This is a genomic window from Streptomyces sp. SudanB52_2052 (genome assembly GCF_964272415.1).
Classification (GTDB): Bacteria; Actinomycetota; Actinomycetes; order Streptomycetales; family Streptomycetaceae; genus Streptomyces; species Streptomyces olindensis.
The window spans coordinates 746,526-773,242 of the sequence record NZ_OZ186796.1; the positions used below are offsets into that span (position 1 = coordinate 746,526).

Consider the following 26,717-nt stretch of genomic DNA (forward strand, 5'->3'; position numbering starts at 1 on the left):
GGCTGCCCGTTGCTACGCCGTGCTGGGCGGGTCGCTGTTCAGGCGACGGCTGTGGGTGCCAGATCCCGTAGTTCGTCGAGCGCCGCCGCTACCGCCGGGCGGGCGTGGCCGCCGCCGCGCGTGCAGGTCAGGAGCTTGCGGTGGGGGTTGCCGGTGCAGCGGACGCGGACGATCGGCAGGTGCGGGGTCAGGTGGGCCAGGCGCGGGACGAGGGCGACGCCGAGCCGGTGGGCGACCAGGTGCGCGGCGACGTTCCAGTCCAGCGCGTGGTGGACGACATCGGGAGTGAATCCGGCCGCGCCGCAGGCGGACAGCACGTGCGGGCGGCAGGGGCTCTCCTCCACCGGCGCGATCCACGGCTCGCACGCGGCCTCCGCTAGGTCGACCCGGGCACGCCCGGCGAGCCCGTGCTCCTCGTGCACGACCAGGTCGAACGGGTCGTCCAGCAACGGCCGCTGGTCGAACCGCGCGTCGCTCTGCGGCGGGTTGTGCGGGGTGGACTCGACGATCGCCAGGTCGGTGACGCCCTCGAAGAGGAGGTCGAAGCTCTCCGGAACGCCCGCCTCCGTGATCCGTACGGACAGCCGCGGATGCCGCTCCCCCAGCCGGGCCGCCATCGGCGCCAGCAGCACCGACACGGCCACCGGGAAGCCCGTCACCCGCAGCACCCCGGAGGGCGCACCGTGGTCGGCCCGCAGGTCGAGCTCGGCCTGGTCCCAGCGGGCCTGGATGGCGTCGGCGTGCGCCAGCAGGCTCTCGGCGGCGGGGGTGAGGCGGACCCCGCGCCCCTGCGGCTCCAGCAGGTCGACGTCCAGGTCCCGGGCGAGCTGCCGGATCTGCTGGGAGGCGGCGGACGGGGTGAAGTGCAGGGCCCGGGCGGCCGCGGTGACCGTGCCGTAGTGGGCGACCGCCCTGAGGACGTGCAGTCGGCGCAGGTCAATCATGAAGGCTACGCTTCACAATGCCGTCCACAAAGTCAACCTGGACGTGTACAGAGACCTCGACGCACCCTGGCTGTGTCGCGACGGTCAACCAGCCACGACGTACGAGGAGTCATCCATGAACAGCACCGACGCCACGGCCTGCCCGCACTGCGGTTGGCCGGACGGGGGCGAGCCGTTCCAGGTGCTGTCCCGGCACACCACCGCGACGGGCCGCACGGAGTGGACGCGCTGCGGATGCGGCTCACTGCAGGTCCGGGTCGTCGACGGGGCCGGGACGCGCATCGTCACGCGCAGCAGGCCGGCGGCCGGGGCGGGCGCGGTGAGCCGCTGACCGGTCGGGCACCGTTCGGGCGCCGCGTGCCTTGGTCCGGAGGCGGGGCTCGGAGGCGTGCGAACCACCGCGTACGTCGTCTGCGCGGGGGCTGTGCGCGTTGCTGGGCGTATCTTGAGCGCCCGCGGGTCGTGGACGGGCCGTTCCGGCCCTGGCCCAGGCCCTGGCCTCCAGTGGAGCACCACCCGCCGAACGGCGGGCAGGTTCCGCCGCACGGCGGCGTCCGCCGCCGGGGCCGGCGGGCCGACCATGGCTGCCCGAGCCGCCGCGACCCCGCGTGAGGAGACGTCATGACGCACGTACCGCCCCCGTTCGACCCCGAACTCGCCGGTGCCCTGGAGCTGATCAAGGAGATGATCCGGCCGGAGCTCGCGCCGGACGAGATCGCCGAGGTGCGCCAGGGCCCGGCCATCCAGATGCTGGCCGAGCTGGATCTGACGATGGGCGGCACGTTCGAGGTGGAGGACCGGCAGGTGCCGGGGCCGGAGGGCGAGCCGGACATCTCCCTGCTGATCTGCCGCCCGGCGGCTGCGGCGGCCTCCGGACCGCGGCCCGTGATCTACCACGTGCACGGCGGCGGCATGGTCATCGGGAACAACCGGGTCGGCGTCGAGGGCGCCCTGGCGTGGGCGCAGGCGCTGGACGCGGTGGTGGTGTCCGTCGAGTACCGGCTGGCGCCGGAGCATCCGTATCCGGCGCCGATCGAGGACGTGTACGCCGGGCTGCTGTGGACGGCGGACCACGCCGCCGAGCTCGACGGCGACCCCGAGCGGATCGTCCTCGCGGGCGCCAGCGCGGGGGGCGGGCTGTGCGCGGCCCTGGCGCTGCTCAGCCGGGACCGCAAGGGGCCGCAGCCGATCGGGCAGGTGCTGTTGTGCCCGATGCTCGACGACCGCAACGACACTCCGTCGACGTACCAGATGGCGGGTCTCGGGGTGTGGGACCGCACCGCCAACGAGACCGGCTGGACCGCGCTGCTGGGTGAGCGGCGCGGCGGGCCCGACGTGCCGGCGTACGCGGCACCGGCCCGGGCCGAGGACCTGTCCGGGCTGCCTCCGGCCTTCCTCGACGTCGGCTCCGCGGAGACCTTCCGCGACGAGGTCGTCGCCTACGCCTCGCGCATCTGGCAGGCGGGCGGCGTGGCCGAACTGCACGTGTGGCCCGGCGGCTTCCACGGCTTCGACGGTTTCGCCCCGCAGGCGGCGCTGTCCCAGGCGGCGCGGGCGGCGCAGCTGGACTGGCTGCGGAGGCTGCTGGCCGTGTCACGCCCGGGGTGAGCGGGGGCGGGGCCCGCGAGGGGAGCGGAGGGCGCCAACGGGAAGCGGCCTGTGGCCTCCCACCGCCTCCTCGTCGCGCACGCGCGGTTCGTACCGCGCCCGCATGCCGCACCATGGGCCTATGAAAGAGCTGGCCGGGCGCCTGACCGCACTCGACCCGGATGCCGGTGCGGCGGTCCGGGTCATCGCCTACTTCGACCGACTGGCCGAGTCCAGGGCCGGTGTCGAGGCACTCGTGCGCGGTGCCGCCGTGCTGGCCGGCTGCCCGGCCCGGCTGGTGGATCCCGAGCGTCGCGTCCACGTCCGTGTCGAACCCGACGGCACCCGGCGGGACGCCGAGCTGCCGCCCGATCCCGCGTGGCCGTCGGCCCGGCTGGCCTCGGACGGGGCGGCGGCCCTGTGGCTGGAACGCGACGGGTTCGCGCCCGGCAGCTCCGACAAGGCGTCCGCCGGAGCCGTACCCGGCACGGTGGACGCGGTACGCCTCACCCGAGCCGCCACCGGCAAGGGCGGCATCACCCCCGCCCCGGCCACACCTCGCGCGGGCGCCTCGGAACGCCTCGCCGGAGCCGCACCCGGCACCAGTGACAGCAGCCCCGCCACCGCCCTGCCCAGTGTCGTCGACGCCGTGATCCTCGAGCGGGCCGCCGGTGCCCTGCGGGTCGTCCTCGATCGCACCCGCGGCCGGGTCCCCGCCGACGACCCGGCGCTGATCGAGACACTGCTCGACGGCACCGCTCCGGAGCAGGCCCGGCTGCACGCCGCCCGTCGCCTCGGGCTGGACCCCGCCGTACCGGCCCGGGCCCTCGCCCCGCTGGACGGCCGGCCACGGGTCGTGGTGGCCGACGCCGAGTCCCTGCCGGCCGGGGACGGGGCGACGCCCGCACGGGCGAGCGACCCCGAGCGCCCGGCGTCCGCGCGGGCCGCGTCCCACACCCGGACCGGCACCAGCGCAGGCACCGGCACCACACCGGGTTCTGCCGCGTCGGACGCCCGCCGCTTCTCCGCCGGGCGGCTCGGGGTCGGGCCCGCCGTTCCCGTGCTCGAACTGCCCCGGTCGTGGGACGCGGCCCGTACCGCCCTGCGGTTCACCGCCGAGGGCACCCCGCAGGACCCCGGTCCGCGGGTCGTGTACGCCGAGGAACTGGGCGGCATCGCCCTCCTCGCCGACCTCGTCGCACCGGGCGCCGAACCGCCGCCGGACGTCCGCGCCCTGGAAGCGGCCGCGACCCACACGCCCTGGCTGCTGTCGACCCTGCACGCGGTCGCGTCCACGGCGAGCCTGCGGGCCGCCGCCACCGGCGTCAACGTCCACCACTCCACGCTCCAGGACCGGCTGGCCCACGCCGAGCACCTGCTCGGGTGGCCGCTGCGCACCCCGCAGGGCCGGCTCCGCCTGCAACTGGCCCTGACCATGCGCCACCTGGCCCGGCGGTAGCCACCGCCACGCCCAGCCGTGCCAGACCGTCAGCGCCGGGCCGTAGCTGATCGTCAACGCCCGGCCGTAGCCGACCGTCACGTCCGGCCGCGGCCACCGTCGCGCTCCCGTGGGGGACACTGTCCGGGCGCCCTCCCGTACGACGTTCAGGAGCATGACGCATGAGCGTGCAGCGGTACCCCCTGGCCGGGGTCACGGTGGTCAGCCTGGAGCAGGCCGTGGCCGCGCCCTACGCCACCCGGCAGCTCGCCGACCTCGGTGCGCGTGTCATCAAGGTGGAGCGGCCCGGCGGCGGTGACTTCGCCCGCCGGTACGACACGACCGTGCACGGCCACTCCAGCTATTTCGTGTGGCTCAACCGCTCCAAGGAGTCCCTCACGCTGGACCTGAAGGACCCGCGCGGCCGCGAGATCCTGCACGACCTCCTCGACGGCGCCGACGTCTTCGTGCAGAACCTCGCCCCGGGCGCCGCCACCCGGCTCGGTCTGGACGCCGCCGTCGTCACCGGCCGCCGCCCCAACCTGATCGCGTGCACGATATCCGGCTGGGGCACGACCGGCCCCTGGGCGGACCGCAAGGCGTACGACCTGCTGGTGCAGTGCCAGACGGGGCTGGTGTCGCTGACCGGGACACCGGAGGGCACCGCCCGGACCGGGATCTCCGTCGCCGACATCGCCGCCGGGATGTACGCCTACAGCGGCATCCTCACGGCCCTGTACACCCGCGCGGTCACCGGCGAGGCCCATCCCGTGGAGGTGTCCCTGTTCGAGGCGCTCGCGGAGTGGATGGGCCAGCCCGCCTACTACACCCGGCACGGCGGCACCCAGCCCCCGCGCCTCGGCACCCAGCACGCCACCATCGCGCCGTACGGGACGTACACCGCCGCCGACGGCAGGGAGGTGCTGTTCTCCATCCAGAACGAGCGGGAGTGGGCGGCCCTGTGCACGGAGTTCCTCGGCCGGCCGGAGCTGGTCGACGACCCGCGCTTCGCCACCGCCTCCGACCGGGTCGCCCACCGCGAGGAGCTCAACACCGTCGTCGCCGGCCGTTTCGCCCGCTCCGGCTCCGACGAGATCCTCAAGGACCTGGAGCGGATCGGCATCGCCTGCGCGGGGGTCAACGACGTGGCCGCGTTCCTGGACCATCCGGTGCTGGCCGCCCGCGGCCGCTGGACCGAGGTCGGGGTGCCGGGCGCCACCGTGGAGGCGCTGCTCCCGCCGGCCGACCTCGCGGGCCTGCCCGCGCGCATGGACCCCGTACCGGCGGTGGGCGAGCACACCGAGGCGATCCTCACCGAACTGGGCCGCACCGACGAGGAGGTGGCGGCGCTGCGCGCGGACGGCGTCGTCTGACCGCGGCCCGGACGGGCCTACCGGGACTCGGCCTCACGGCCCGCCTCCTCCTCGGCCCGCTGCTGCTTCTTCGAGGCCCGCAGGCTGGTGATCGTGGTGACCGTCAGCACGAGCACGATGAAGCTCAGCGAGAAGGGGATGCTGATCTCCGGGACCTGCACGCCCGACTCGTGCAGGGCGTGCAGGACCAGCTTCACGCCGATGAAGCCGAGGATGATCGACAGGCCGTAGGAGAGGTGGACCAGCTTCTTCAGCAGGCCGCCGATGAGGAAGTACAGCTGCCGCAGACCCATCAAGGCGAACGCGTTGGCGGTGAACACGATGTACGGGTCCTGCGTCAGACCGTAGATCGCGGGGATGGAGTCGAGGGCGAACAGCACGTCGGTGGAGCCGATCGCGAGCATCACGACCAGCATCGGGGTCATGATCCGCTTGCCGTTCTCGGTGATGAACAGCTTGGTGCCGTGGTAGCGGTCGGCCACCCCGAAGCGCTCCTCCGCCATCTTCAGCAGCTTGTTCTCCTGGTACTCCTCCTCGTGCTCCTCCTTGCGGGCGTCCTGGACCAGCTTCCAGGCGGTCCAGATCAGGAAGGCGCCGAAGATGTAGAACACCCAGGAGAAGGCGGAGATGATCGCCGCGCCCGCCGCGATGAACACGGCCCTCAGCACCAGGGCCATGATCACGCCGACCATCAGCACTCTCTGCTGGTACTGCGAGGGCACCGCGAACTTCGCCATGATCAGGACGAAGACGAAGAGATTGTCGACGCTGAGCGACTTCTCGGTGATGTACCCGGCGAAGAACTCGCCCGTGGGCCCGCTCCCACCGTAGTACCAGAGCCCCAGCCCGAACAGCACGGCCAGGACGATCCACACCACCGTCCACGTCCCGGCTTCCTTGATGGACACGTCGTGCGGCTTGCGACCGACGAAGAAGTCGACGGCGACGAGCACGCACAGCGCCGCCACGGTCAGCAGCCACACGGAGAGCGAGACGTTCACTTGTTACTCCTGGTGCAGGTGTGGGGACGGAACATCGTCCTCCGTGATGGCTGGTTTCCGCCAGCCCTGCCAGGTGAACAAATGGTCACAGCCGCACGTGGAGCGCCTTCAGGACGTCCTGGTCCGTCAACTGGTCGAAGTTCTCGTACCACAGGCCCACGGCCATGAACGCGGCCGGCTGGTGCAGGCAGATCACCTCGTCGGCCTCCGCACGCATCAGTTCGGCCGCCTCGGGCGAGCACACCGGCGCCGCGAGCACCACCCGTTCGGGCGCCTGACGGCGTACGAATCGCAGCGCGGCCCGGGCCGTGGAGCCGGTCGCCAGGCCGTCGTCGACCACGATCACGGTCCGTCCGCGCAGGTCGGGGGCCGGGCGGCCCTGCCGGTACAGCCGCTCGCGGCGGCGCAGCTCGCCGCGTTCCCGCTCGATGACGGGGGCCAGGGCGGCCTCGCTCAGGCCCAGGTGACGCAGGGCGTCCTGGTCGAGGAGCGGCACCTCGTCCCCGGCCATCGCGCCGACTCCGTACTCCTCCTGGAAGGGCGCGCCGATCTTCCGTACGACGAGGACGTCGAGCGGGGCGTCCAGCGCCCCGGCGACCTCGCTCGCCACGGCCACCCCGCCGCGGGGCAGGGCGAGGACGAGGGGATCGGGCAGGGCCCCCTCCCGCTGGCGGGCCCGAAGTGTTTCGGCCAGTTCGCGGCCGGCCTGCCGCCGATCATGGAACCGCATGACGGTCACCTCTGCTTCCCGCCCACAGACGGCGCCTCGGTCCGGCTCCCGCGTACCCCCCGCTCACCGGACAATGCGCACCTTCCGGACCTCCGTCACACTCGGAACGCGGGGTGTTTCCGGCCGGGCGGCACAGGCAACCCGGGACCGTGCGCACGGCACGCACCGTACGCACGGCACAGCTGTCCGTGCCGGTGACGCCCCGGGCCACTGAGCAGACTCCGACGCGACGGGAGCACCCGGATGACCACTGCCCCTCCTCATCCGCAGCTCGCCCGGTCGGGCCCGCGCATCGGCGTGCTGGGTTCGTACGGCGGCTTCAACATCGGCGACGAGTCGATCCTGACCTGTGTCCTGCGCTGTCTGCGCGCCCAGCGGCCCGACGCCAGCCTGGTCGTCTTCAGCCGGAACGCCGAGCACACCCGCGCCCATCACCCGGGCGCCGACGAGGTGGTGGACTGGGAAGGCGTCAGCCGCAACCGGGTCCTGGACACGCTGGCCTCGCTGGACCTGCTGGTCCTGGGCGGCGGCGGGATCCTCTACGACGGCGAGGCGCGCCGCTATCTGCGGCTGGTCCGGGCCGCTCAGGAACGCGGCATCCGCACGTTCTCCTACGCCGTCGGCGCGGGGCCGCTGCGTGAGCCCGACGACCGGGAGGCGGTGCGCACGGTCCTGGCCGCGATGGACGACGTCGTCGTGCGGGACGAGGAGTCCAAGCTGGTGCTGGAGGAGGTCGGTGTCGAGCGGGACGTCGTCGTCACCGCCGATCCGGCGCTGCTGCTGGAGCCGGAGCCGTTCACCGCCGAGATGATGCGCCACGAGGGCGTGCCCACCGAGTCCCGTCTGGTGGGGATGTCGGTGCGGGAGCCGGGCCGGGCGGCCGAGAAGCTGGACGAGGGCGACTACCACGCGCTGCTCGCCGACGTCGCCGACTTCCTGGTCCGCCGGCTGGACGCGCACGTGGTGTTCCTGCCGATGGAGCGGCACGACGTGCGGCACGCGCACGCGGTGCTGTCCCACATGACCGCTCCCGACAAGGGGCGGATCCTGCACGGCTCGTACAGCCCGGGGCAGGTCCTGGGCTTCATGCGCCATCTGGACCTGGCGGTCGGCATGCGGCTGCACTTCGTGATCTTCGCGGCGCTCTCCGGGCTGCCGGTGCTGCCGCTGCCGTACTCCGGCAAGGTCTTCGACTTCGCCCGCCGGATGGGTGCTCCGGCCCTGGTGGGCGTGGCGCGGGAGCAGGCCGGGCTGCTTCTGGCGGAGGTGGACCGGCTGTGGGACGAGTACCCGGGGCGCCGGCAGGACCTGCACACCCGTGTCCGGGAGCTGTCCACGCGGGCCCGCGAGACCTGCGCCCGCTGCGGCGTGCTGCTCGACGAGATCGACGGCCGGGCCGGCGCGTCCCGGGAGCCGGAGGTACCCGCGGAGGCGGCCACGGGGGCGGAGCCGACCGTGGCAGCGGACCCGGACGTGGCCGCGGACCCGGCCGAGGGCGCCGAGGCCGAGCCGCCGCGTCCGCCCACTGCCGAACCGCGCCCGCTGGGCGTGTGACACCGGAGCCGGGGACCCGCCCGCCGGAGGACATCGATGCCGATCCTGCGAGAACCGAGCAAGCCCCGCACGGTCACCCTGCCCGCCCGGCCCGCCCGGCACGGCGGCCGGACGGAGGTCCTGGTGGTCGGCGGCGGCCCGGCCGGGTTCGCCGCGGCCGTCGCGGCGGCCGACGCCGGGGCCGAGGTCGTCCTGGTCGAGCGCTACGGATTCCTCGGCGGCAACGCGACCGCGGCGCTGGTCATGCCGCTGATGTCGTTCCACAACGAGCACAAGCAGGCCGCGTTCACCGAGGACGGCGAGGACTCCCGGCTGCTGCCCTCCGACCACGGCGAGGGCGAACCGGTCGTCCAGGGCGTGCTGTGGCGGCTGCTCGACCAGCTCATGGGGCGCGGCGGCTGCCTGAAGCCGTCGCCGAAGACCGGGTACACGGTCCCCTTCGACCCGGAGCTGTTCAAGCTGGTGCTGCTCGACATGATGGACGAGGCGGGCGTGCGGATGCTCTTCCACGCCTTCGCCTCGACCGCGCTGCGCCTTGAGGACGGCTGGCGGGTGGTGTTCGAGACCAAGTCGGGGCCGGTGGTGATCGACGCCGACGTGGTCGTGGACGGCACCGGCGACGGTGACGTCGCGGCGGCGTGCGGGGCGCCGTACGAGATCGGCCGGCCGGAGGACGGGCTGGTGCAGCCGATGACGCTGATGTTCCGCGTCGCGGACTTCGCACGGCCGGACTTCGCCGCGTACGTGCGGGAGCATCCCGACCAGTGGCGCGGGGTGCACGGCCTGTGGGACCTGGTGGAGGAGGCCCGGGCGGACGGCGATCTGCGGCTGCCGCGCGAGGACATCCTGTTCTTCGCGACCCCGCATCCGCGCGAGCTGAGCGTCAACAGCACCCGGGTCACCAGGGTGCTCGGCACCAGCGTGTGGGACCTGACCCGGGCCGAGTACACCGCCCGGCGCCAGCTCGCGCAGATCGACCGCTTCCTGCGCACCCGCGTGCCCGGCTTCGAGGAGTCGTACGTGGTGCAGAGCGGCACCCACATCGGCGTCCGGGAGACCCGGCGCGTCATCGGCGACTACCAGCTGACCGGTCACGACATCCTGGCCGCCCGCGCCTTCCCGGACGTCGTGGCGCACGGCGCCTACCCCGTCGACATCCACAACCCGCGCGGCTCCGGCACGGTCCTGAAGCGGGTGCCCACCGGCAGCTTCTACGACATTCCGCTGCGCTGCCTCGTGCCGCAGGGGACCGAGCGGCTGCTGGTGGCGGGCCGCTGCATCTCGGGCACGCACGTGGCGCACTCCTCGTACCGGGTGATGCCGATCGCAATGGCGACGGGCCAGGCGGCGGGAGTGTGCGCCGCCCTCACCGTGCGCCACGGGCACGGACCGCGGGGCGTGCCGTATCGGCTCGTGCAGCGGGAGCTGCTGCGGCAGGGGGCCCGGTTGCGGATCGACCTGCCGGTGAGCGGCTGAGCCCGGCCGGTCAGTCCGCCGCGGTCCTCAGCTGCTCGTCGCACCACCGCCGGGCCGCCTCGGTGACCTGGTCGAGCGCGCCCGGCTCCTCGAACAGATGGGTGGCGCCGGGTACCACGTGGAGGGTGTGCGGGGCGTGCAGCCGGCCGGCGGCCGCCTCGTTGAGCCGCAGCACCTGCTGGTCCCGGCCGCCCACGATCAGCAGCACGGGGGCCCGTACGGCCTCCAGGGCATCGCCCGCGAGGTCGGGCCGGCCGCCGCGCGAGACGACCGCCCGCACCCGGTCGGGGCGTCGGGCGGCGGCGACCAGGGCCGCACCCGCGCCGGTGCTGGCGCCGAACAGGGCGACGGGCAGGCCGTGGGTGGCGGGCCACCGCGCCAGCCAGTCGATCGCGCCCACCAGGCGGCGGCCCAGCAGCGGGATGTCGAAGCGGAGTTCGGCGGTCACGGCGTCCTGCTGTTCCTCCGCCTCGGTGAGCAGGTCGATGAGCAGGGTGCCGAGGCCGGCGGTGCGCAGGCCGGCGGCGACCTCGCGGTTGCGGGGGCTGTGCCGGGAACTGCCGCTGCCGTGCGCGAAGAGCACGACCGCGCGGGCGTCGTGGGGCACGGTCAGGTCGCCGGTGAGGGCGGTGCCGCCGGCCGGCACGGTCACGGTCACGGTTTGGGAGATCATCGCGAGCCTCCTCTCCCCCGGGTCCCGTGGTACCCCCGCCGCGGCGGACGTCCCATGGCGCGATCTGTGGGACGCGCGTCGTTGACGCCATGATCCGGGCCGGTGGAGCGTGGAGGGGTGACAGAGCACCGTGTCGTCTTCGTCGTCTTCGACGGTTTCCAGCCGCTCGACCTCACCGGCCCGCACGAGGTGTTCCACGGCGCGGGCGGGTACGCCTGCGAGGTAGTGGCGACCCGGGCGGGCCCGGTCCGGTCGGTCAGCGGGCTGTTCGTGCACGCCGGGCACGGGGCGGCGGATCTGGACCCGGCCGGTACGGACACCCTCGTGGTGGTGGGCGGCGAGGGCGTCGACCGGGCCCGGGAGGACGCGGCGCTGGTCTCCTGGGTCGCCGCCGCGGCGGCCGGTGCCCGGCGCGTCGCCTCGGTGTGCAGCGGGGTGTTCCTGCTGGCGGCGGCGGGCCTGCTGGACGGACGGCGGGTCACCACGCACTGGGCGCGGGAGGAGCAGCTGGCCCGGGAGCATCCGGAGGTGCGGGTGGACTGCGACCCGATCTTCCTCCGGGACGGGCGGGTGTGGACCTCGGCGGGTGTGACGGCCGGCATGGATCTGGCGCTCGCCCTGGTGGAGGACGACCGGGGCCGGCAGGTCGCGCACGCGGTGGCCCGCCAGCTGGTGCTCTTCCTGCGCCGTCCGGGCGGCCAGTCGCAGTTCAGCGTGGCGCTGTGGTCGCGGCAGCCGGCGACGGACCCCGTACGGGCCGCCGTCACCGCCATCCACGCCGATCCGGGCGCCCGGCACGACATCGCCTCGCTCGCCGCGCACGCCGGGCTGAGCCCGCGCCACCTCCAGCGCCGCTTCACCGCCGAACTGGGCGTGCCCCCGGCCGCGTACGTCGAGCGGGTGCGCGTCGAGGCGGCCCGGCGTGCGCTGACCGAGGGGGACGAGCCGGTCGAGGCCATCGCCCGCCGCCACGGCTTCGCCACCGCCGAGACGCTGCGCCGCACGTTCCACCGCCGGCTGGGTGTCCCGCCGTCGGAGTACCGCGCCCGGTTCCGCTCCACCGCGGAACCCGCCGGCGCACTGCTCGAACAGCCCGTCCACCCCGTCCACCCCGTCCACCCCGTCCACCCCGTCCAACCCGTCCAACCCGTCCAACCCGTCCCAGAGGAAGGTGAACCCGTATGACGACGTACGGCCTGCTGGTCTTCGAGGAAGCGGAGGAGCTCGACTTCGTGGGGCCCTGGGAGGTGTTCACCGTCTCCGCCATGCTCCGCGACGGCGCCGACCGGGCCGTGCTGGTCGCCGAGCACCCCGGGCCCGTGCGCTGCAACAAGGGCCTGCGGGTCCTGCCCGACCACACGCTGGACGACCATCCGCCGCTGGACGTGCTGCACGTGCCGGGCGGGCGGGGCGCGCGCGAGGCCCAGCCGCACAACCGGGTGGTCACCGACTGGATCGGGAAGACCGCGGAACAGGCGGCGTGGGTGCACGGGGTGTGCACCGGCACGTTCCTGCTGCACGCCGCGGGACCGGCCCGCGGACGCCGGGTGGCCACGCACTGGAGCCAGGAGGACACCCTCCAGGCGCGGGGCGACGTGACGGTGGTCCGGGACGCCCGCTATGTCGTGGACGGCAACCTGGTCACCAGCCAGGGCGTCTCGGCCGGCATCGACAGCGCGCTGTGGCTGGTGGGCCGGCTGCACGGCCGGGAGCACGCGCGGGCCGTGCGCCGCTACATCCAGTACGACCCGGCGCCGCCCTACCTGGCCGACGAGCCCGTCTGACCCATGTGCCGGTGCCGTGCGCCGCATGGGTCCGCGTGACCCGGGCAGCCGATGTTCATGGGCGGTGACACGGGCGACGGCGGACAGGTGAGGCAACCGGGCGGCTGCGGGCACCGGGCGGTGCCGCACCCGGGCGACATCCGGATCGAGGCGTGGGCGGCGTGCCGGGAGCACTGTCTGGCGGAGGCCGTGCTGGCGATGGTGGAGTGCTTCGCGGACGTGTCCGGGGTGCGGCCCACCGCCGTGGGCCGGGTGCGGCTGGCCGAGGCCAGCGACGACGACCTGCTCGCCGCACTGCTGGACGAGGTCATCTTCCGGCTGGAGGCGTACGGCGAGGTGCCGGTGGACGTGGAGGCGGACGAGGCCGACGGCGGCTTGGACGTCCGGCTGGCGGTCACCGGCCTCGACGACGTGGAGATCACCGGGTCGGTCCCGAAGGCGGTGGCGTGGGACGAGCTGCGGATCGGCCCGGATCCGTACGGCTGGTCGTGCGCGGTGCGGGTCGACGCCTGACCCCGCCGGCCCCGGTGTGCCTACGGTGGAGGCGTGGGCGGCTCAGTCGTGACGCTGTTCCTGTGCGGTGACGTGATGCTCGGGCGCGGCGTCGACCAGATCCTGGCGCACCCCGGTGATCCGGCGCTGCGGGAGGCGTACGTCGTGGACGCGCGGTCCTACGTCCGGCTGGCGGAGGCGGCGCACGGTCCGGTCCCCGCGCCCGTTCCTCCCTCCTGGCCGTGGGGCGAGGCGCTGCGGGTGCTGGCCGAGGCCGCCCCGGACGCCCGGATCGTGAACCTGGAGACGTCGGTGACGGGCAGCGACACGTTCGACCCGGGCAAGGAGATCCACTACCGGATGCACCCGGCTGACCTGCCCGCCCTGGCCGTGGCCCGGCCCGACGTGACCGTCCTCGCCAACAACCACGTCCTGGACTTCGGCCGCCCGGGTCTGCTGGAGACCCTGGACACGCTGGCCCGGGCGGGGTTGCGGACGGCGGGCGCGGGCCGGGACGCCGGCCGGGCGTACGCCCCCGCGGCGGTGCCTCTACCGGGCGGTCGGCGGCTGCTGGTGTTCGCCCTCGGGGCGCGCTCCAGCGGGATCCCGTCCGGCTGGGCGGCGACCGAGGACCGGCCGGGCGTCGCGTACCTGCCCGACCTCTCGGCCGCCGCGGCCGACACCGTCGTACGGCGGGTCCGGCAGGTGCGGCGGGCCGGTGACGTCACCGTCGTGTCCGTGCACTGGGGTTCGAACTGGGGGTACCACGTGCCGCGGGAGCAGGTGCGGTTCGCGCACGCCCTGGTGGACGGCGGGGTGGACGTCGTCCACGGGCACTCCTCGCACCATCCCCGACCGCTGGAGGTGTACCGGGAGCGGCTGATCCTGTACGGCTGCGGCGACTTCGTCGACGACTACGAGGGGATCTCCGGTTACGAGGAGTACCGCGACGACCTGCGGCTCGCGTTCCTGGTGTCGGTCGAGGCGGACGGCGGACGGCTGGCGGGGCTGCGCATGGTGCCGCTGCGGGCACGACGGATGCGGCTGGAGCCCGCGCCCCGGGAGGACCGCGTGTGGCTGCGGACGACGCTGGACCGGGTCAGCCGCGGGGTGGGCGTGGCGCTGGGGGCCGACGGTTCGCTGGTGCTGGTGTGACCGACCGGCGCTGGACGTCGGATCAGCTCGCCCAGGCCACCAGGCGTTCCCGGTTCCCGGGCTCGCGCAGGCGGGCGAGGGACTCCTTCTCCAGCTGGCGGACCCGCTCCCGGGTCAGGCCGACGCGCTTCGCGACCTCCTCGCGGGTGCGGGTGTGGCCGTCGTGGAGGCCGTAGCGCAGGGAGAGGATCATGGCCTCGCGGGGCGCGAGCGTGCCGACGGCCTCGCGGAGTTCCTCGGCGAGTGCCTGGTACTCGGCGACTTCGGGAGCCTGGAGCACCTCGGTGTCGGGGATGAGGTCGCCGACGACGGTCTCGCCGGTCTCGTCCACGGGCGTGTCCAGGCTGACGGCCTGCCGGCCGACGCGGCGCAGCCAGCCGATCCGGTCCTCGGCGAGGCCGCTCTCCCGGGCCACCTCCTCGACGCTCGGCTCGCGGTCCAGGTCGTGCCGGAGCCGCCGCTCGACCTTGGCGACCTTCTGCAGCTGCTCGACGACGTGCATCGGCAGCCGTACGGTGCGGGCGTGCGCGGCCAGGCCCCGTTCGATGGCCTGGCGGACCCACCAGGTCGCGTAGGTGGAGAACTTGAAGCCCTTGGTGTGGTCGAACTTCTCCACGGCCCGGATCAGACCGAGGTTGCCCTCCTGGATCACGTCCAGCAGGGGCAGACCGCGGTGGGCGTGGCGTTTGGCCATCGAGACCACGAGCCGGAGGTTGGCCCGCACCATGTGGTCCTTGGCCGCCTGCCCGTCGCGGGCGGCCTCCTCCAGTTCCCCGCGCCGCTCGGGTGCGAGGTCGCTCTCACCGGCGTCGGCCCGCTCCAGTTCCGCCAGCGCCCGCTCGCCGTCCCGCATCCGCCGGGTCAGCCGTACCTCGTCCTCCGCGGTGAGCAGCGGCGTCGCCGCGATCTGCGCGAGGTACTGGCCGAGCAGGTCCGGTTCCTCGTCGGGCTCGGGGATGCGGCTGCGCAGCCGGGCGGTGCGAGCGGGGGCGCGGCGGTCCTCGCGGGTCTCGGCCGCGGGGTCTTCTGCCAGGGGAGACATCCTCGTGTTCCTCCGTCTCCTGCCTTCGTGCCGGCTCGCTCCGGAAAGGGTCTCCGGGTACCCGCGAGGATGGGTTCCGAACCGCATGCCCGGGTCCCGTGGGGGTACTCCGGGGCACATGACCGGCATCGAACTGCGCAGCGACGCGTTCAACGACCACTCCTTCATCGCGCGCCGGTACGCGTACGAGGGACCGAACGTCTCTCCGCCGCTGACCTGGAGCGGCGTACCGGACGACGCGGCCGAACTGGTCCTGCTCTGCGAGGACCCCGACGCCCCGTCGGGCACCTTCGCGCACTGGGTGGTGGTGGGCATCGACCCGCACAGCGACGGCGTCGAGGCCGGGCACTGCCCACCGGGCGGCACGGAACTCGTCAACGGCTACGGGCAGCAGGGCTGGGGCGGCCCCCATCCCCCGCCGGGTGACGACGCCCACCACTACTTCTTCCGGCTCTACGCCCTGTCCGAACCGTGCGTGCTGCCCGACGCGCCCCGGGCGGACCAGGTGCACGAGGAGGTCGAGAAGCGGCGGATCGCCGACGGGACGCTGGTGGGGCTGTACCAGCGCTGACCCCCTGAACCGTCCAGGTCCTCGTGGCACAACGGTCGGTTGTGGCACGGGTGCCGGGCGGTTGTTTGCCCGGCCCGCCCGGTCCTCGCTTGGATGGCTCCCGGTCAACACCGGGTTGTCCACGGGAACGGGGAGTGTGCGCCGGGTATGGCGGGCAGGCGGTCGCTGGGGCGGCGGTTCGGGTGGCTGTGGGGCGCGTACGCGGTCAGCACGGCCGGTACGTGGCTGGCGTTCGACGCGTTCGCCCTGATCGCGGTCCTGGTGCTGGACGCCGGGCCGGCGCAGGTGTCACTGCTGGCGGCGGTGGGGCCGGCCGTCGGCGCCGCGGTGTCGGTGCCGCTCGGGCCGTGGGTGGAACCGCGCCGGAAACGGCCGGTAATGATCGCGACGGACCTGGTCCGGTGCGCGGTGCTGCTGAGCGTCCCCGTGGCGTTCGCCCTGGGTGGGCTGAGCTTCGGTCAGCTGCTGCTGGTGTCGGTGGTGGTCGCGGCGGCCGACATCACCTTCAACGCGGCGGCCGGGGCGTTCCTGAAGGAGCTGGTGCCGCGGCGGGACCTGTTGGTCGCGAACGGGCGGTTCGAGGCGACGATGTGGACCGCGAGCATGGCCGGGCCGCCGCTGGGCGGTGCCGCGATCGGGCTGTTCGGTCCGGTGGCGACCGTGGTGGCGGACGCGGTGAGCTATCTGCTCTCGGCGGCCGGGCTCCGGGCGATCGGGGGCGGCGAGCAGCGCCCGGTGCGGCCGGGACCCGCCGCGGCCCGGCTCCGGGCGGGCGACCTGCTCGGCGGCTGGCGGCACATCCTGGCCGACCCGGCGCTGCGCCCGCTGTTCGGCAACACGGTCCTGGTCAACGCCCTGATCATGGCGGCCTCGCCGCCGCTGCTCGTCCTGATGGTCGACGACCTGCGGTTCGCGCCCTGGCAGTACGCCCTCGCCTTCGCCGTGCCCTGCACCGGCGGCCTGCTCGGCTCACGGCTGGCGCCCCGGCTCGTCACGCGGTTCGGGCGGCACCGGGTGCTGCGCGCGGCCGGGGTGCTGCGGGCGTGCTGGTCGCTCGGTCTGGCCTTCGTCGGCCCCGGGGCGGCCGGGCTGGCGCTGGTGATGGTGATCGAGTTCGGGCTGATCACCTGCTGCGCCGTGTTCAACCCGGTGTTCGCCACGTTCCGCCTGGAGCGGACCCCCGCCGACCGGGTCACCCGCACCCTGGCCGCCTGGTCGGCCACCGGCAAGGCGGCCACCGCGGCCCTGACCGCCCTGTGGGGCCTGCTGGCCGCGCGGACCGGCCCGCGTACGGCCCTCGCACTCGCCGGTGTCCTGCTCCTCGCGACCCCGCTGCTGCTCCCCCGCCGGGACCACGCGCCGTTCACCGAGGCCGAGCCCGCTCCCCTGGCCCTGGAGCCGGACGGCGGCTGAACGGCCGTTCAGCCGCCGCGCGGACTCGGGGGCGCCGGGTCAGACCGCCCCGGGCACGTCCTCCGTGACCCCGTTCAGCGGGGAGGACGGATCGGCGCCGTACGGGCGGGTGATGATCTCCAGGCCGTGGCCCGCCGGGTCGAGGAAGTAGACCCCGCGGCCGCCGTCGTTGCGGTTGATCCGGCGCGGGTGGTTGCCGTGCGGATCTGCCTGGATGGGTATCCGGGCCTTGATGAGGCGGGCGAGGGCCTCGTCGAACTCGTCCTCGGAGACGAGGAACGCGTAGTGCTGCATGGGGATGTCGGCGTCGATGGTGAGGAAGTCCAGCGTGACGCCGTTGGCGGTCGTCACCGGCAGGAACACCCCGGCCGGTGCCCCGACCTCCAGGCCCAGGATCTCCGCGAGGAAGTGAGCGGACTTCTCCCGGTCTCGGGACAGGACGATGGTGTGGTTGAACTCGACTGACACGGTTGAATGCCTCCACGGGCATCTCCGCGGCGCCTCCATGCCTCACCCGGCCGGTGACCGGCACGCGATGCCGCGCCGTGGATCGTAGACAGAGGCGGCCGGGACCGTCGAGCGGTTTTCGGCCGTATCGAGAGCTCTGGCGCGGAGTCCCCGCCCCGGCCGCCCCAGGCGATCCTGACAATTGTCAGGGACCGTGTCGCCCCAGGCCTCCCTACAGTGCTGAGCGTCGGCCACACCGTCAGGGGGAACACGACATGTCCACTCGTCTCTTCGCCAAGGCCGCGCTCGTCGGTGCCGGGGCGCTCGCGCTGCTCGGCCCGCTCACCGCCGGGACCGCGACCGCGGCCACCGCCGGTGAGCAGGGCGGCGCCCGCGTCCTGGCCGCGCCGTACGCGGTCGTTCCGTACGAGAACGTCAACGTCCGCCGCGGGCCGGGGACTTCCTACGGCATCATCACCACCGCTCCGGCGGGCCAGCCGCTCGGCGCCTACTGCTGGACCCGCGGCGAGCGCATCACCGACAACGGCTACTCCAACGACGTCTGGGTGAAGCTCCTCGAGGGCTACGTCAGCGCCGTCTACCTCAAGGGCAACGAGTACGGCGACCTGCCCGCCTCGGCGCGCTGCTGACCCGGACCATGACCGGCTCCGACCACACCGTCCGCATCTTCATCCCACGGGGGACAGACACATGAAGCGACTGATCAGCCGTACCGCCATGGGCCTCGCCCTGGCCACGCTCGCCGTCGGCGGGCTCGCCACCACGGCCCAGGCCTCCCCGGCCGTCGCAGGCGGCGGCGACCCGACCCTCACCGACGTCTACATCTGGGCCACCAACGTCAACCTGCGCCAGGAGCCGACCACCGAATCCCCGCGCCTCGCGGTCCGTTCGCAGTGGTGGGCGGACGCCATCTGCCAGAAGCAGGGCCAGACCGTGCACGACCCGGCCGTCGGCACCAACAACTGGTGGACCGCCGTCATGGAGCTCTCGGGCAGCGACGTGGCCTGGGTGAACAACCTGTACATCCGGGGCGGCGAGAAGATCGCCGGCGTTCCGGACTGCTGACGACGTACGCCGCGGGGGGCGGACCGAAGCACCGGCCGCCCCCCGCGGTGTGTGCGGCTCAGTACCAGCCGGTCTCGGTCAGGTCGTGGCCGTCGCACGAGAGCACGGCGCGCGAGACGCGGCCGTTGAGGTTGTTGCCCATCTGCGTGTAGGCGTAGTTGATGCCCGGGTCGACGGTCTCGGAGACCCAGCCGTCGACACGCCCCACACCGCTGTTGGAACGCTGCAGCACGGCCGCGCAGTTGGCCCGGGAGTTCTCGATCCGGGCGAACGAGCCGCACTTGTCGGAGTAGAAGTACTTCAGGGCCATGCCCTCGGCGTACTTGGTGTCACCGATTTGCCGGAACGTGCCCGAGCAGTAGGAGGTGGTGGGGTACTGCCCCTCCATCCCGTAGGCCCCGTAGTTGCCGCCCGAGTACGGCGCGGCCTGGGCGGAGGTCGGGAGGAGCGCCATCACCGCGGCGGCTCCCCCGGCGGCCAGCAGTGTCCTGAGTGATCGGCGGCTCATGAGCCCTCTTTCGTTCGTGTGTCGGCGGGTGTTTCCCGGGGTGACCGTACGGGCCGTCACCAGGCCGCGGACACCTGACATTTATCAGGGTGGACCGGCCCTGACATTCGTCAGGACCGCTCGCACCCCCCGCGCTCCTACGGTGTCGGCACGGGGCCGCGGCTCCGCCGGACAGCCCGACAGCCGGACGACCAGGAAGGCCAACCATGCGCATGCTGCTGCGCGGCGCCGCCGCGCTCGCGACCCTCGTCACGGTCGCGTCGCTCACGGGCGGTGCCGCGGCCGTCCCCCGGCAGGGGACGGCCACCCAGACGGTACGGGCCGCCCAGATCCCGGACGGCGTCACCGCCGGCGTCGCCGTGTTCGACCGCCGGACCGGCACGTTCACCGAACAGGTCAACGAGAGCGCGCGGTTCCGCTCCGCCTCGATCGTGAAACTGCTGCTGACGCTGGACTTCCTCTGGAACCGCGGGCCCGACTACACCGTCCCCGCGGCCGACCGGGCCCTGCTGGAGCCGATGCTGCGCAGCAGTGACGACGACGCCGCGAACCACTACTGGTCGACGTACGGCGGCTCGGCCATCATCAACCGGATGTCCGCCCGGCTCGGCCTGCGCGACACCGCGCCGCCGCCCGCCGGGTACGCGGGCTTCTGGGGCTACACCGCCCTCTCCGCCCGGGACACGGTGACGATCTACCGGTACGTCCTGGAGAAGGCGCCCGCACCCGTCCGCGACTTCGTCATGGACAACCTGCGCCGCTCCACCCGCTGCTCCTCCACCGACCGCTTCGACCAGCACTTCGGCATCGCGGGGGCGTTCGACCGCCCCTGGGCGGTGAAGCAGGGCTGGTCCGGGAGGTTCGCCAAGGGAACCTGCGGCCCGCAGGGAGCGGCCGCCCCGGCGGCGGCACCGGCCGCGACCACCACCCGGGCGGCCGCCGACGTGGACCTCACCCGTCCCGCGCTGCACACCACCGGCACGGTGGGCGCCGACGACCGCTCGATCGTGGCCGTGCTGACGCTGCACCCGGTGGGCACGTCGTACGGGAAGGCCTACACCGACGTCGGGCGGCTGACGCGCTCGCTGAACGTGCCGGGTGCGGTGCGGCCCGCGGGGACGTGGTTCGGCACGTGGGGCGAGTTCGTGAACGTCCGCAAGGGCCCGACCACCGGTGACGACCGGATCACGCAACTGCCGGCCGGGGTCGAGGTGCTGGTGGGCTGCCAGGTCCGCGGCCAGGTGGTCAACGTGCCGCCCTACACCAACGAGTGGTGGGCCTATCTGCCGCAGTACGGCGGCTACATCTCCAACATCTACATCAGCTCGCCGGACAACCGGCTGCCGAACGTCCCGGAGTGCGGCTCGCCGCGGCCGTGACGGGAACGGGGGACGAGCGGGGGGCGGGGCGAAGGCTCCGCCTCCCGCTCGCGTGCGCGTACCTCAGCGCCGGTTCTCGGCGAGTCAGCGCCGGTACTCGGCGAGATAGCGCAGCACCTTGTCGACGTGCGGCCGCACCCGTTCCGGGACGCCGCCCTCCTCGATGACCGTGCGGTCGCTGGTGCGGTAGCCGGCCGCGACCAGGGCGGGCAGGTCCTTCTTCGGTAGCCCGGCCTCCTTGAAGCGCTGGTCGAGCCAGCACACGTAGCCGCTCATGGTGGAGATCGCGTCCGGCGGCGACATGTGGTCCTTGTCGCCGTCGCCGTCCCCGTCCACCGCCCAGGCGTTGAACACCGCCGGCGTCCACATGGCGATGCCGTACTCGTCGCTCTCCGGGCGGGCGGCGTTCGCGTCGAAGCCGCTCTCGGCCTTGACCATCGCGGCGAGCAGGGCGGGGGTGATCTCCTCGTCGGTGCAGCGGTGCGCGGCGCGGGTGATGACGGGCCGCAGCGCCTCGGGCACGTCGGAGTCCGCCGGGATCTCACCGGGCGCCGGGCGGGGTGTGCCGGTGACGGCGGCGGGCGTGCCCCGGTCGCGGGCGTCGTCCCGGGTGTCGCCGTCTCCGCCGAGCAGGGCCGTCCCGGCGAGTGCGGCGGCGGTCAGGACGGCGAGTCCGGCCGCGGCGACCGGCAGCAGGCGTCGCCCTCGGGGGCGGGGGCCGCCGGTCAGGGCTTCGACCCGGGCGGCGACGCTGCTCGCCGTGTGCGGCAGGCGGGTGGTGTGGTCGGGTGCCAGGCAGTCGGCGACCAGCCGCCGCAGGTCGTCGTCGAGGGCGGTGTCGAGCCGCAGGGGTGCGGTGCCGCGGGCGTAGGTCTGGGCGGCGAGGGAGCGGGCCCGGGCCGTGGCGCCCGGAAAGGGGTGCAGGCCGCCGGTGAGGACCTGGTGGGCGAGGACGCCGAAGGCCCAGATGTCGGCGGTGGGCCGGACGACGGCGCCCTGGGTGCCGGTGCGCTGGGACCACCACTCGGGCGGCAGGTGGTCGAGGGTGCCGAGCGGTGGCAGATGGGCGTGGGTGCCGTCGAGTTCGGCGGCCAGTCCGAAGTCCGCGAGCCACACCTGCCCGTCCGGGCCGAGCAGGACGTTGGCGGGTTTGAGGTCGCCGTGCACCCAGCCGGCGGCGTGCATGTGGGCGAGGCCGGCGGCGACTCCGCGCAGCACGCGGTCCGCGCCGTCGATCGGCCCGCCCGTGACGGCCGCGTCGAGGACGTCCTTGAGGCTGGCCTCGGCCCGGTCCATCACCAGTGCGATCGCCCCGTCGAGGGCGGGCAGCTCCGGTGCCTCGACGGTGCACACGGCGTGGGTGCGGACGAGGTGCGGGTGGTCGGCCTCCGCGCTGAACCGGACCTCGCGGGCCACGAGTTCGCCGAGCGCGGCACGCTGCCCGGGGCCCAGGGAGCCGGTCGGCAGCACCTTCACGGCGACCGGCGTGCCGTCGGCGACGGTCCGGGCCTCGTGGACGGTTCCCCAGCCGCCGGAGCCGATGACCGCGCCCACTTCCCAGCCCTCGATCCGGAAGCCCTCGGGGAGGCGGGGCCGGGGCGTCTCCAGGTCGTCCTCGTGGACGTCGGGTCCGGGCGTCATGCTCCGGCCTCCTGCGGGGCGAGGCGGCCGGCGCCGCGGCGCGGCAGCAGGCCGAGGTGCTCTTCGCGCACCAGGCCGAAGCGCAGGGCGACGGAGGCGAGCCGGGCGCGTTTGGCGCCGGCCCCGGTCGCCATCTCCTCACCGACGTCCAGGCGCAGTTTGGCGAAGGCGAGGTAGTCGATGTGGTAGTTGACGGCGGAGCGGGTGAGGTCGCGGCAGGACTCCAGGGGGCGCAGCCGCTCCACGATCTGCCCGACGCCGGGCAGTGCCGAGTCCGAGGGATCGCGCAGCCGCGGTTCGCACAGGGCCACCAGGACGAGGAAGTACTTCGACGTGGGGTCGAGGGCGAAGGGATGGACGGTCTGTTCCCCGCCGCCCGGTACGGTCTGCTCGCCGAGGTAGGCGTGCTGGGGCGCGAACACCTTGAAGCCGGCGGTGCCGGACAGGGCGGGGAGCACCACGCGGGAGAACTCGAAGGGCACGGGCGCGCCGAGCCGCCCGGGGGCGACGGTGAGGTACTCGCCGGCCCCCTCCAGGTTCTCCACCACGTACGAGACGCTGCGGCTGAAGTTGGACAGCCGCCAGTAGTCCCCGGCCGCTTCCAGTTGCCCGGCCCGGCGGGAGATCCCGGGGTCGGCCAGGACGATGCGCACCCCTGTCCCACCGCGGCCGAAGTCCGCGACGTCCCCCGGTCCGAGGTGGATCAGTTCGGGACTGCCCGGCTCGTCCGCGTCCCAGTGCGACGGGCCGGGCAACTGCACGATGATGGTTTCCACGCGGACTCCCCCGCTGATGACGCCCCCGATTTGGTCGCGAGGATTGTACGGGCGGATTCCGCTTGCCGCGGAGCCGGTCGGGCCGTCTCAGCGGGCGTTTTCCGGACGCCGTGCGACGAACACGTATTCCCGGCCGGGACGGTCGGGCGCCTCGCGCACGTCGTCCACCGCGTAGCCCTCGGCGGCGAGTTGGGCTTCGACCTCCTCGCGCTCGCGGAAGCGCAGCGTCGAGTCGGAGGTCAGCACCTGGCCGTCAGCGGCGAACACATAGGTCCACCGGAACGTCACCAGCGGCCCGCGCACGTCGAGCAGTTCGGCCCAGGACTCGACGCCGCCGACGCCGGGGACGTCCGTCACGGTGTACGTGTCCTCGCGGGTCCACCGCTCCCAGGCGCGGCGGGCCGGTATCCGGGTCTCGAACACCAGGCGCCCGCCGGGCTTCAGCGTCTCGCGTGCCCCGCGCAGGGTGTGCCGCCAGGCCTCGGGGTCGACGATGGCCTGGGCGGCGTTGCCCGTCATCGTCGCGAGGTCGGCGGCGAGCGGCGGGAGCGCCGTGGCGTCGCCGTGGATCCACCGCACCCGCTCGGCGCCCGGCTTGCCGCGTGCCACGTCCAGGGACGCCCGGGCCGGATCGACGCCGACGACCTCGACGCCGCGTTCCGCCAGCAGCAGCGCGAACACGCCGGTTCCGCAGCCGATGTCGAGCACCTGACGCGCCCCGAACTCCTCCGCCATGCGCAGGTAGGGGTCGAGATCGCCGCGGTCGGGGTCGAGCGGGTCGTAGACCGCGGCGAGCCGCGGATGCCGAAAGCACTCGTCAGCCATGCGCCCGACGGTACGAAGGCGGAGGCCGGGCGGCCACCGGTTTTCGGCTCAGCCGAGGCAGATGACGAGCAGGCAGAGTTCCTTCGACTGCGGGTCGGAGGGAGAGGAGGCGGGCGGCGGGGTGCTCGTCGCAGGCGGGGGTGTCGCCGGAGCGGCGGGCTCCTGCGTGTCCGGCTGGGTCTCGGCGGCCGGCGGAGTCGTCGGCTCGGTGACCTTCGACGCGGACGAGCCTGCGTTGCCGGTGACCGTGTCGGCGGTGTCCGGGGCGGTGGACCGCCGCTGCGGGGTCGTCAGCGGCAGCTCGCGCGGTGCGGCGGCCGCGTCCGTGCGGGCGTCCGTCGGCGTGGTACGGGGGTCGGCCTTCCTGGTCTGCTGGTGGCGGGAGGCGCGGTCCGAGTGCGGTGGCGTGGTGGGCGAGGAGCGCGGGGTGTCGTACTGCTTCGACGTCGGCTCCGTGAACGTCGGGGCCTCTCCGTCGGCGCCGCCCATGGTCGTGTCCTCCGGCGCGGTGGCCGCGCGCACGCCGGGTGCCGCGCTCCCGTTCAGCGTGGCGACGGTCAGACCGCCTCCGACGAGTGCGACGGCGGTGGCCACCACGGCCCGGCGCTGGCTCTTCTTCCAGCGGGCCATCTGACGGCGGCGTGCCGCACGCCCCTGGGGCCGTTCCTGGTAGCTCTCGGAGGTGTCGGTGTCCGGGGAGTCGTAGCCGTCGGACGCGCCGGTGTCGTGGGTCTCCCGTGTGCCGGTACGGGTCGTCTCGTCCCACACGGTGCCGTCGTGCCACGTACCGGTGGCGGCCGGGTGCTCCCATGCGGCCGGTCCGGCCTGGGCCGGGGCGGTCACGGGGGTCGGGCCGGTACGGCCGTCGGCGGCGGAGGGGTCGATGTCCGGGGCGTAGGCGCCGCACCCCGGGCAGACCAAGGCGCCGTTGAGGTGCCGACGGCACGAGGAGCAGTAGTCCATGTGTGGTCTTCCCGATCTGGCTGTGCCGGCGGCTCGCCGGCCGCGGCCTGGTCACGTTCGCACGTGGGATCGAGCCGTAACGCTAACGAGACTTTGGAGGGGCGGTGTGCAGTCCGTGTGTCACCCCTGCGCAGATCCTCTGGATCTCACGTGAGCCATGGGTGACCCGATGAGTAAAGACGGCGGGGTCTGGGCACGCTCGGGCACCGCCTCGGGAGGGGCGGGCGGTTCTCCCACCGAAAGTCACCCCTCCCCGTCAACTCACCTGATTTTCCCGGGAATCGACGCACAACCCTTTGGACGTGCCGCGGGTCACATCATGCAGGAGCAACCACCTCGAAGAGCTGCAAGGGGGAAATATGAGATTCGCCCGTTCCGTCCTGGCCGCGTCCGCCGTGGCGGCGCTGTCGGTGGGGACCATGACCGCTCTGGCGTCGCCGGCCTCCGCGGCGCCCAACACCACGCCGCAGAAGGTCTGCGGCAGCGGCTACAAGACGGTCAATTCCGCGGCCGTCGGCTCGCTGGGGACCGTTTACCTGACCTACAACGCCTCCAACGGCCAGAACTGCGTCGCGACCATCCGCAACAACCCGGGTACGGCCGTGAACATGTCCGCCTGGATCTACGTCCCGGACACCGACGAGAGCCACTACGACGAGGGCCTCTTCACGTCGTACGCCGGACCGACCTACGTCTACGGCAAGGGCCACTGCGTGGACTGGGGCGGCAGCATCGCCAACACGTACGTCCAGGTGTACGGCTCCAACTGCGGCTCCCTGAAGGAGCACCGGGTCACCTTCACCCGCTGACCCCCCTCCAGCCGGGCCACCACAGTTCCCCGCCGCGCGCTCGCGGGGCCGTGGTGGCCCGGTCCCCGTCGTGATGTCGGTGCCGGGCCCTACCTTTGCCGTGTGACTTCTCCAGAGCTACGCGAGCGACTGACCCGTTTCCGCGACGAAGCGGCGGAACTGGGCATCCCGGCCGACGAGGTCGACCGGTGGATCGACATGGTGCGGCCCTGCGCGGTCCTGTCGACGCGCGACGACGGCCCGGTCGCCACCCGGTTCGGCGGCCCCGTGCTGCTGCCGACCGGCACCCCGCACCCTCCCTTCCCCTACGTCGCCTCCATCGACCTCGCGGCGCTGCCGCAAGGCTCGACCGACCTGCCCCTGCCGCGCGACGGCCGCCTGCTCCTCTTCGCCTGGCCACGGGACAGAGGTGACCTCACCGACCACGGCGCCGTCGTGCATGTCCCCGCCGGGGCGCCGACGGAGGAACACGACCCGTACGCCTGGGACCCGGACGGCATCCCCGAGGAGCGGGAGGTGGCCGACGCCTTCCCGCAGGGCGAGCTGCGGGCGCGGACCGAGCCGTCACTGCCGTACCACTACGAGGTCGAACTGCCCGACGGCGACCTGGAGCCGCTGCCCGGCTTCCCCCACGCCGAGGAACTGGCCGAGGAGTGGGAGATGGCGTGCCGCTACCTCGACCTCCGGGGGCCTTTGCACATAGGCGGGTACGCCGACGAGGAGATGGTTCATCTCGATCCGCTGGCAGGCCTGGTGCGCTGCGCGGTGGAGCAGGCGTCGGAGGGCGGTCGGGGCGGAGGGGAACCGGTGTCCGAGAACGTCGAGGACTGGGTGCTGCTCGCGAGCTGGAGCCCCGACCTCGGTGATGTGGCGGCCGGATCCAGCGTCCACTGGGCGATCCAGCGCAAGGACCTGGAGACCGGACGCTTCGACCGGACGTTCACCAACGTGTACTGGAACCCCTGAGCCGACCGGTTCGCGCCTCGGGTGTCAGCCTGGTGGGCGATGATTCGCACCGTGCGGGAGTGACGGCCGCCCGTCGCGCACAGG

At 73.7% G+C, this 26,717-nt stretch carries 27 protein-coding genes and 1 pseudogene; 17 read left to right on the top strand and 11 right to left on the bottom strand.

The genetic code is table 11. The features are described from left to right. Nucleotides 1-38 precede the first annotated feature (38 nt). A complete protein-coding gene (locus ACSUPV_RS03440; protein ID WP_037764505.1) occupies nucleotides 39-944 on the bottom strand; it encodes a LysR family transcriptional regulator in 906 nt (301 codons plus the stop codon). A 115-nt stretch (nucleotides 945-1,059) separates the two neighbouring features. Here ACSUPV_RS03440 and ACSUPV_RS03445 point away from each other — a divergent pair, with 115 nt between their 5' ends. From ACSUPV_RS03445 to ACSUPV_RS03460, 4 genes are all read left to right on the top strand, one after another. Continuing rightward, entirely contained in the window at nucleotides 1,060-1,275 is a 216-nt protein-coding gene (locus ACSUPV_RS03445) for a hypothetical protein (RefSeq protein ID WP_031115572.1), read from the top strand. A gap of 290 nt (nucleotides 1,276-1,565) precedes the next feature. Beyond that, on the top strand, nucleotides 1,566-2,552 hold the full coding sequence (locus tag ACSUPV_RS03450; protein WP_031115573.1) for an alpha/beta hydrolase: 987 nt from the start codon (nucleotides 1,566-1,568) through the stop codon (nucleotides 2,550-2,552). A gap of 121 nt (nucleotides 2,553-2,673) precedes the next feature. Next, entirely contained in the window at nucleotides 2,674-3,990 is a 1,317-nt protein-coding gene (locus tag ACSUPV_RS03455) for a helix-turn-helix domain-containing protein (RefSeq protein WP_436946883.1), read from the top strand. Between the two features lie 161 nt (nucleotides 3,991-4,151). Beyond that, on the top strand, nucleotides 4,152-5,342 hold the full coding sequence (locus ACSUPV_RS03460; protein WP_436946884.1) for a CaiB/BaiF CoA transferase family protein: 1,191 nt from the start codon (nucleotides 4,152-4,154) through the stop codon (nucleotides 5,340-5,342). A 17-nt stretch (nucleotides 5,343-5,359) separates the two neighbouring features. Here ACSUPV_RS03460 and ACSUPV_RS03465 read toward each other — a convergent pair whose 3' ends face one another. Both ACSUPV_RS03465 and ACSUPV_RS03470 read right to left on the bottom strand, forming a co-directional pair. Further along, nucleotides 5,360-6,343: a TerC family protein gene (locus tag ACSUPV_RS03465; protein WP_436946885.1), complete on the bottom strand. Its 984-nt coding sequence runs from the start codon at nucleotides 6,341-6,343 to the stop codon at nucleotides 5,360-5,362. Between the two features lie 85 nt (nucleotides 6,344-6,428). Next, a complete protein-coding gene (locus tag ACSUPV_RS03470; RefSeq protein WP_382609098.1) occupies nucleotides 6,429-7,073 on the bottom strand; it encodes a phosphoribosyltransferase in 645 nt (214 codons plus the stop codon). Between the two features lie 243 nt (nucleotides 7,074-7,316). On the opposite strand from ACSUPV_RS03470, the gene ACSUPV_RS03475 reads away from it, so the two are divergent. Together ACSUPV_RS03475 and ACSUPV_RS03480 are read left to right on the top strand one after the other, a co-directional pair. Beyond that, nucleotides 7,317-8,627 (top strand): polysaccharide pyruvyl transferase family protein, encoded by a 1,311-nt coding sequence (locus ACSUPV_RS03475; RefSeq protein ID WP_436946886.1) that lies wholly within the window; start codon nucleotides 7,317-7,319, stop codon nucleotides 8,625-8,627. 36 nt (nucleotides 8,628-8,663) lie between these two features. Next, complete coding sequence (locus ACSUPV_RS03480; RefSeq protein ID WP_031121286.1) at nucleotides 8,664-10,103, top strand: FAD-dependent oxidoreductase; 1,440 nt, start codon at nucleotides 8,664-8,666, stop codon at nucleotides 10,101-10,103. A gap of 10 nt (nucleotides 10,104-10,113) precedes the next feature. On the opposite strand, the gene ACSUPV_RS03485 is transcribed toward ACSUPV_RS03480, so the two are convergent. After that, nucleotides 10,114-10,776, bottom strand: a complete 663-nt coding sequence (locus tag ACSUPV_RS03485) for a dienelactone hydrolase family protein (protein ID WP_037764516.1) — start codon at nucleotides 10,774-10,776, stop codon at nucleotides 10,114-10,116. A gap of 117 nt (nucleotides 10,777-10,893) precedes the next feature. Between ACSUPV_RS03485 and ACSUPV_RS03490 the strand changes: the two are divergent. The 4 genes and pseudogenes from ACSUPV_RS03490 to ACSUPV_RS03505 all read left to right on the top strand — a co-directional run. Beyond that, nucleotides 10,894-11,844, top strand: a pseudogene (locus ACSUPV_RS03490) (GlxA family transcriptional regulator); the annotation flags it as partial. Nucleotides 11,845-11,957: 113 nt separating this feature from the next. Continuing rightward, nucleotides 11,958-12,560, top strand: coding sequence for a DJ-1/PfpI family protein (locus ACSUPV_RS03495; RefSeq protein WP_031121290.1), 603 nt, complete (start codon nucleotides 11,958-11,960; stop codon nucleotides 12,558-12,560). Between the two features lie 57 nt (nucleotides 12,561-12,617). Further along, nucleotides 12,618-13,073, top strand: coding sequence for an archease (locus ACSUPV_RS03500; protein WP_031121291.1), 456 nt, complete (start codon nucleotides 12,618-12,620; stop codon nucleotides 13,071-13,073). A gap of 33 nt (nucleotides 13,074-13,106) precedes the next feature. Next, nucleotides 13,107-14,207, top strand: coding sequence for a CapA family protein (locus tag ACSUPV_RS03505; protein ID WP_382609112.1), 1,101 nt, complete (start codon nucleotides 13,107-13,109; stop codon nucleotides 14,205-14,207). Between the two features lie 22 nt (nucleotides 14,208-14,229). On the opposite strand, the gene ACSUPV_RS03510 is transcribed toward ACSUPV_RS03505, so the two are convergent. After that, complete coding sequence (locus tag ACSUPV_RS03510) at nucleotides 14,230-15,249, bottom strand: sigma-70 family RNA polymerase sigma factor (RefSeq protein ID WP_037764527.1); 1,020 nt, start codon at nucleotides 15,247-15,249, stop codon at nucleotides 14,230-14,232. Nucleotides 15,250-15,367: 118 nt separating this feature from the next. On the opposite strand from ACSUPV_RS03510, the gene ACSUPV_RS03515 reads away from it, so the two are divergent. Next, nucleotides 15,368-15,820, top strand: coding sequence for a YbhB/YbcL family Raf kinase inhibitor-like protein (locus ACSUPV_RS03515; protein ID WP_031121295.1), 453 nt, complete (start codon nucleotides 15,368-15,370; stop codon nucleotides 15,818-15,820). A gap of 147 nt (nucleotides 15,821-15,967) precedes the next feature. Then, nucleotides 15,968-17,233 carry an MFS transporter gene (locus ACSUPV_RS03520; protein ID WP_436946887.1) on the top strand — a complete coding sequence of 422 codons (1,266 nt, stop codon included), beginning with the start codon at nucleotides 15,968-15,970 and terminating at the stop codon, nucleotides 17,231-17,233. A gap of 39 nt (nucleotides 17,234-17,272) precedes the next feature. Here the strand turns inward: ACSUPV_RS03520 and ACSUPV_RS03525 are convergent, their stop codons facing one another. Further along, a complete protein-coding gene (locus ACSUPV_RS03525) occupies nucleotides 17,273-17,701 on the bottom strand; it encodes a VOC family protein (protein ID WP_031121298.1) in 429 nt (142 codons plus the stop codon). Nucleotides 17,702-17,955: 254 nt separating this feature from the next. On the opposite strand from ACSUPV_RS03525, the gene ACSUPV_RS03530 reads away from it, so the two are divergent. Continuing rightward, entirely contained in the window at nucleotides 17,956-18,330 is a 375-nt protein-coding gene (locus ACSUPV_RS03530; RefSeq protein WP_031121299.1) for an SH3 domain-containing protein, read from the top strand. 61 nt (nucleotides 18,331-18,391) lie between these two features. Further along, nucleotides 18,392-18,766: a hypothetical protein gene (locus tag ACSUPV_RS03535; RefSeq protein ID WP_031121300.1), complete on the top strand. Its 375-nt coding sequence runs from the start codon at nucleotides 18,392-18,394 to the stop codon at nucleotides 18,764-18,766. A gap of 58 nt (nucleotides 18,767-18,824) precedes the next feature. Here the strand turns inward: ACSUPV_RS03535 and ACSUPV_RS03540 are convergent, their stop codons facing one another. Beyond that, on the bottom strand, nucleotides 18,825-19,274 hold the full coding sequence (locus ACSUPV_RS03540) for a hypothetical protein (protein ID WP_031121301.1): 450 nt from the start codon (nucleotides 19,272-19,274) through the stop codon (nucleotides 18,825-18,827). Between the two features lie 206 nt (nucleotides 19,275-19,480). On the opposite strand from ACSUPV_RS03540, the gene ACSUPV_RS03545 reads away from it, so the two are divergent. Next, nucleotides 19,481-20,653: a hypothetical protein gene (locus ACSUPV_RS03545; RefSeq protein ID WP_436946888.1), complete on the top strand. Its 1,173-nt coding sequence runs from the start codon at nucleotides 19,481-19,483 to the stop codon at nucleotides 20,651-20,653. A gap of 84 nt (nucleotides 20,654-20,737) precedes the next feature. Here ACSUPV_RS03545 and ACSUPV_RS03550 read toward each other — a convergent pair whose 3' ends face one another. The 4 genes from ACSUPV_RS03550 to ACSUPV_RS03565 all read right to left on the bottom strand — a co-directional run bounded on the left by ACSUPV_RS03550 (nucleotide 20,738) and on the right by ACSUPV_RS03565 (nucleotide 24,858). Continuing rightward, complete coding sequence (locus ACSUPV_RS03550) at nucleotides 20,738-22,294, bottom strand: serine/threonine-protein kinase (protein WP_382609123.1); 1,557 nt, start codon at nucleotides 22,292-22,294, stop codon at nucleotides 20,738-20,740. Further along, a complete protein-coding gene (locus ACSUPV_RS03555) occupies nucleotides 22,291-23,070 on the bottom strand; it encodes a serine/threonine protein kinase (RefSeq protein WP_436946889.1) in 780 nt (259 codons plus the stop codon). Before ACSUPV_RS03555 ends, ACSUPV_RS03550 begins: the two co-directional genes overlap by 4 nt. A gap of 87 nt (nucleotides 23,071-23,157) precedes the next feature. Next, nucleotides 23,158-23,895 (bottom strand): class I SAM-dependent methyltransferase, encoded by a 738-nt coding sequence (locus tag ACSUPV_RS03560; protein WP_031121306.1) that lies wholly within the window; start codon nucleotides 23,893-23,895, stop codon nucleotides 23,158-23,160. A 48-nt stretch (nucleotides 23,896-23,943) separates the two neighbouring features. Then, on the bottom strand, nucleotides 23,944-24,858 hold the full coding sequence (locus ACSUPV_RS03565; RefSeq protein WP_382609127.1) for an SCO2400 family protein: 915 nt from the start codon (nucleotides 24,856-24,858) through the stop codon (nucleotides 23,944-23,946). Nucleotides 24,859-25,217: 359 nt separating this feature from the next. On the opposite strand from ACSUPV_RS03565, the gene ACSUPV_RS03570 reads away from it, so the two are divergent. After that, nucleotides 25,218-25,667, top strand: a complete 450-nt coding sequence (locus ACSUPV_RS03570) for a hypothetical protein (protein ID WP_031121307.1) — start codon at nucleotides 25,218-25,220, stop codon at nucleotides 25,665-25,667. 102 nt (nucleotides 25,668-25,769) lie between these two features. After that, on the top strand, nucleotides 25,770-26,633 hold the full coding sequence (locus tag ACSUPV_RS03575) for a DUF1963 domain-containing protein (protein WP_436946890.1): 864 nt from the start codon (nucleotides 25,770-25,772) through the stop codon (nucleotides 26,631-26,633). Nucleotides 26,634-26,717: the final 84 nt, after the last annotated feature.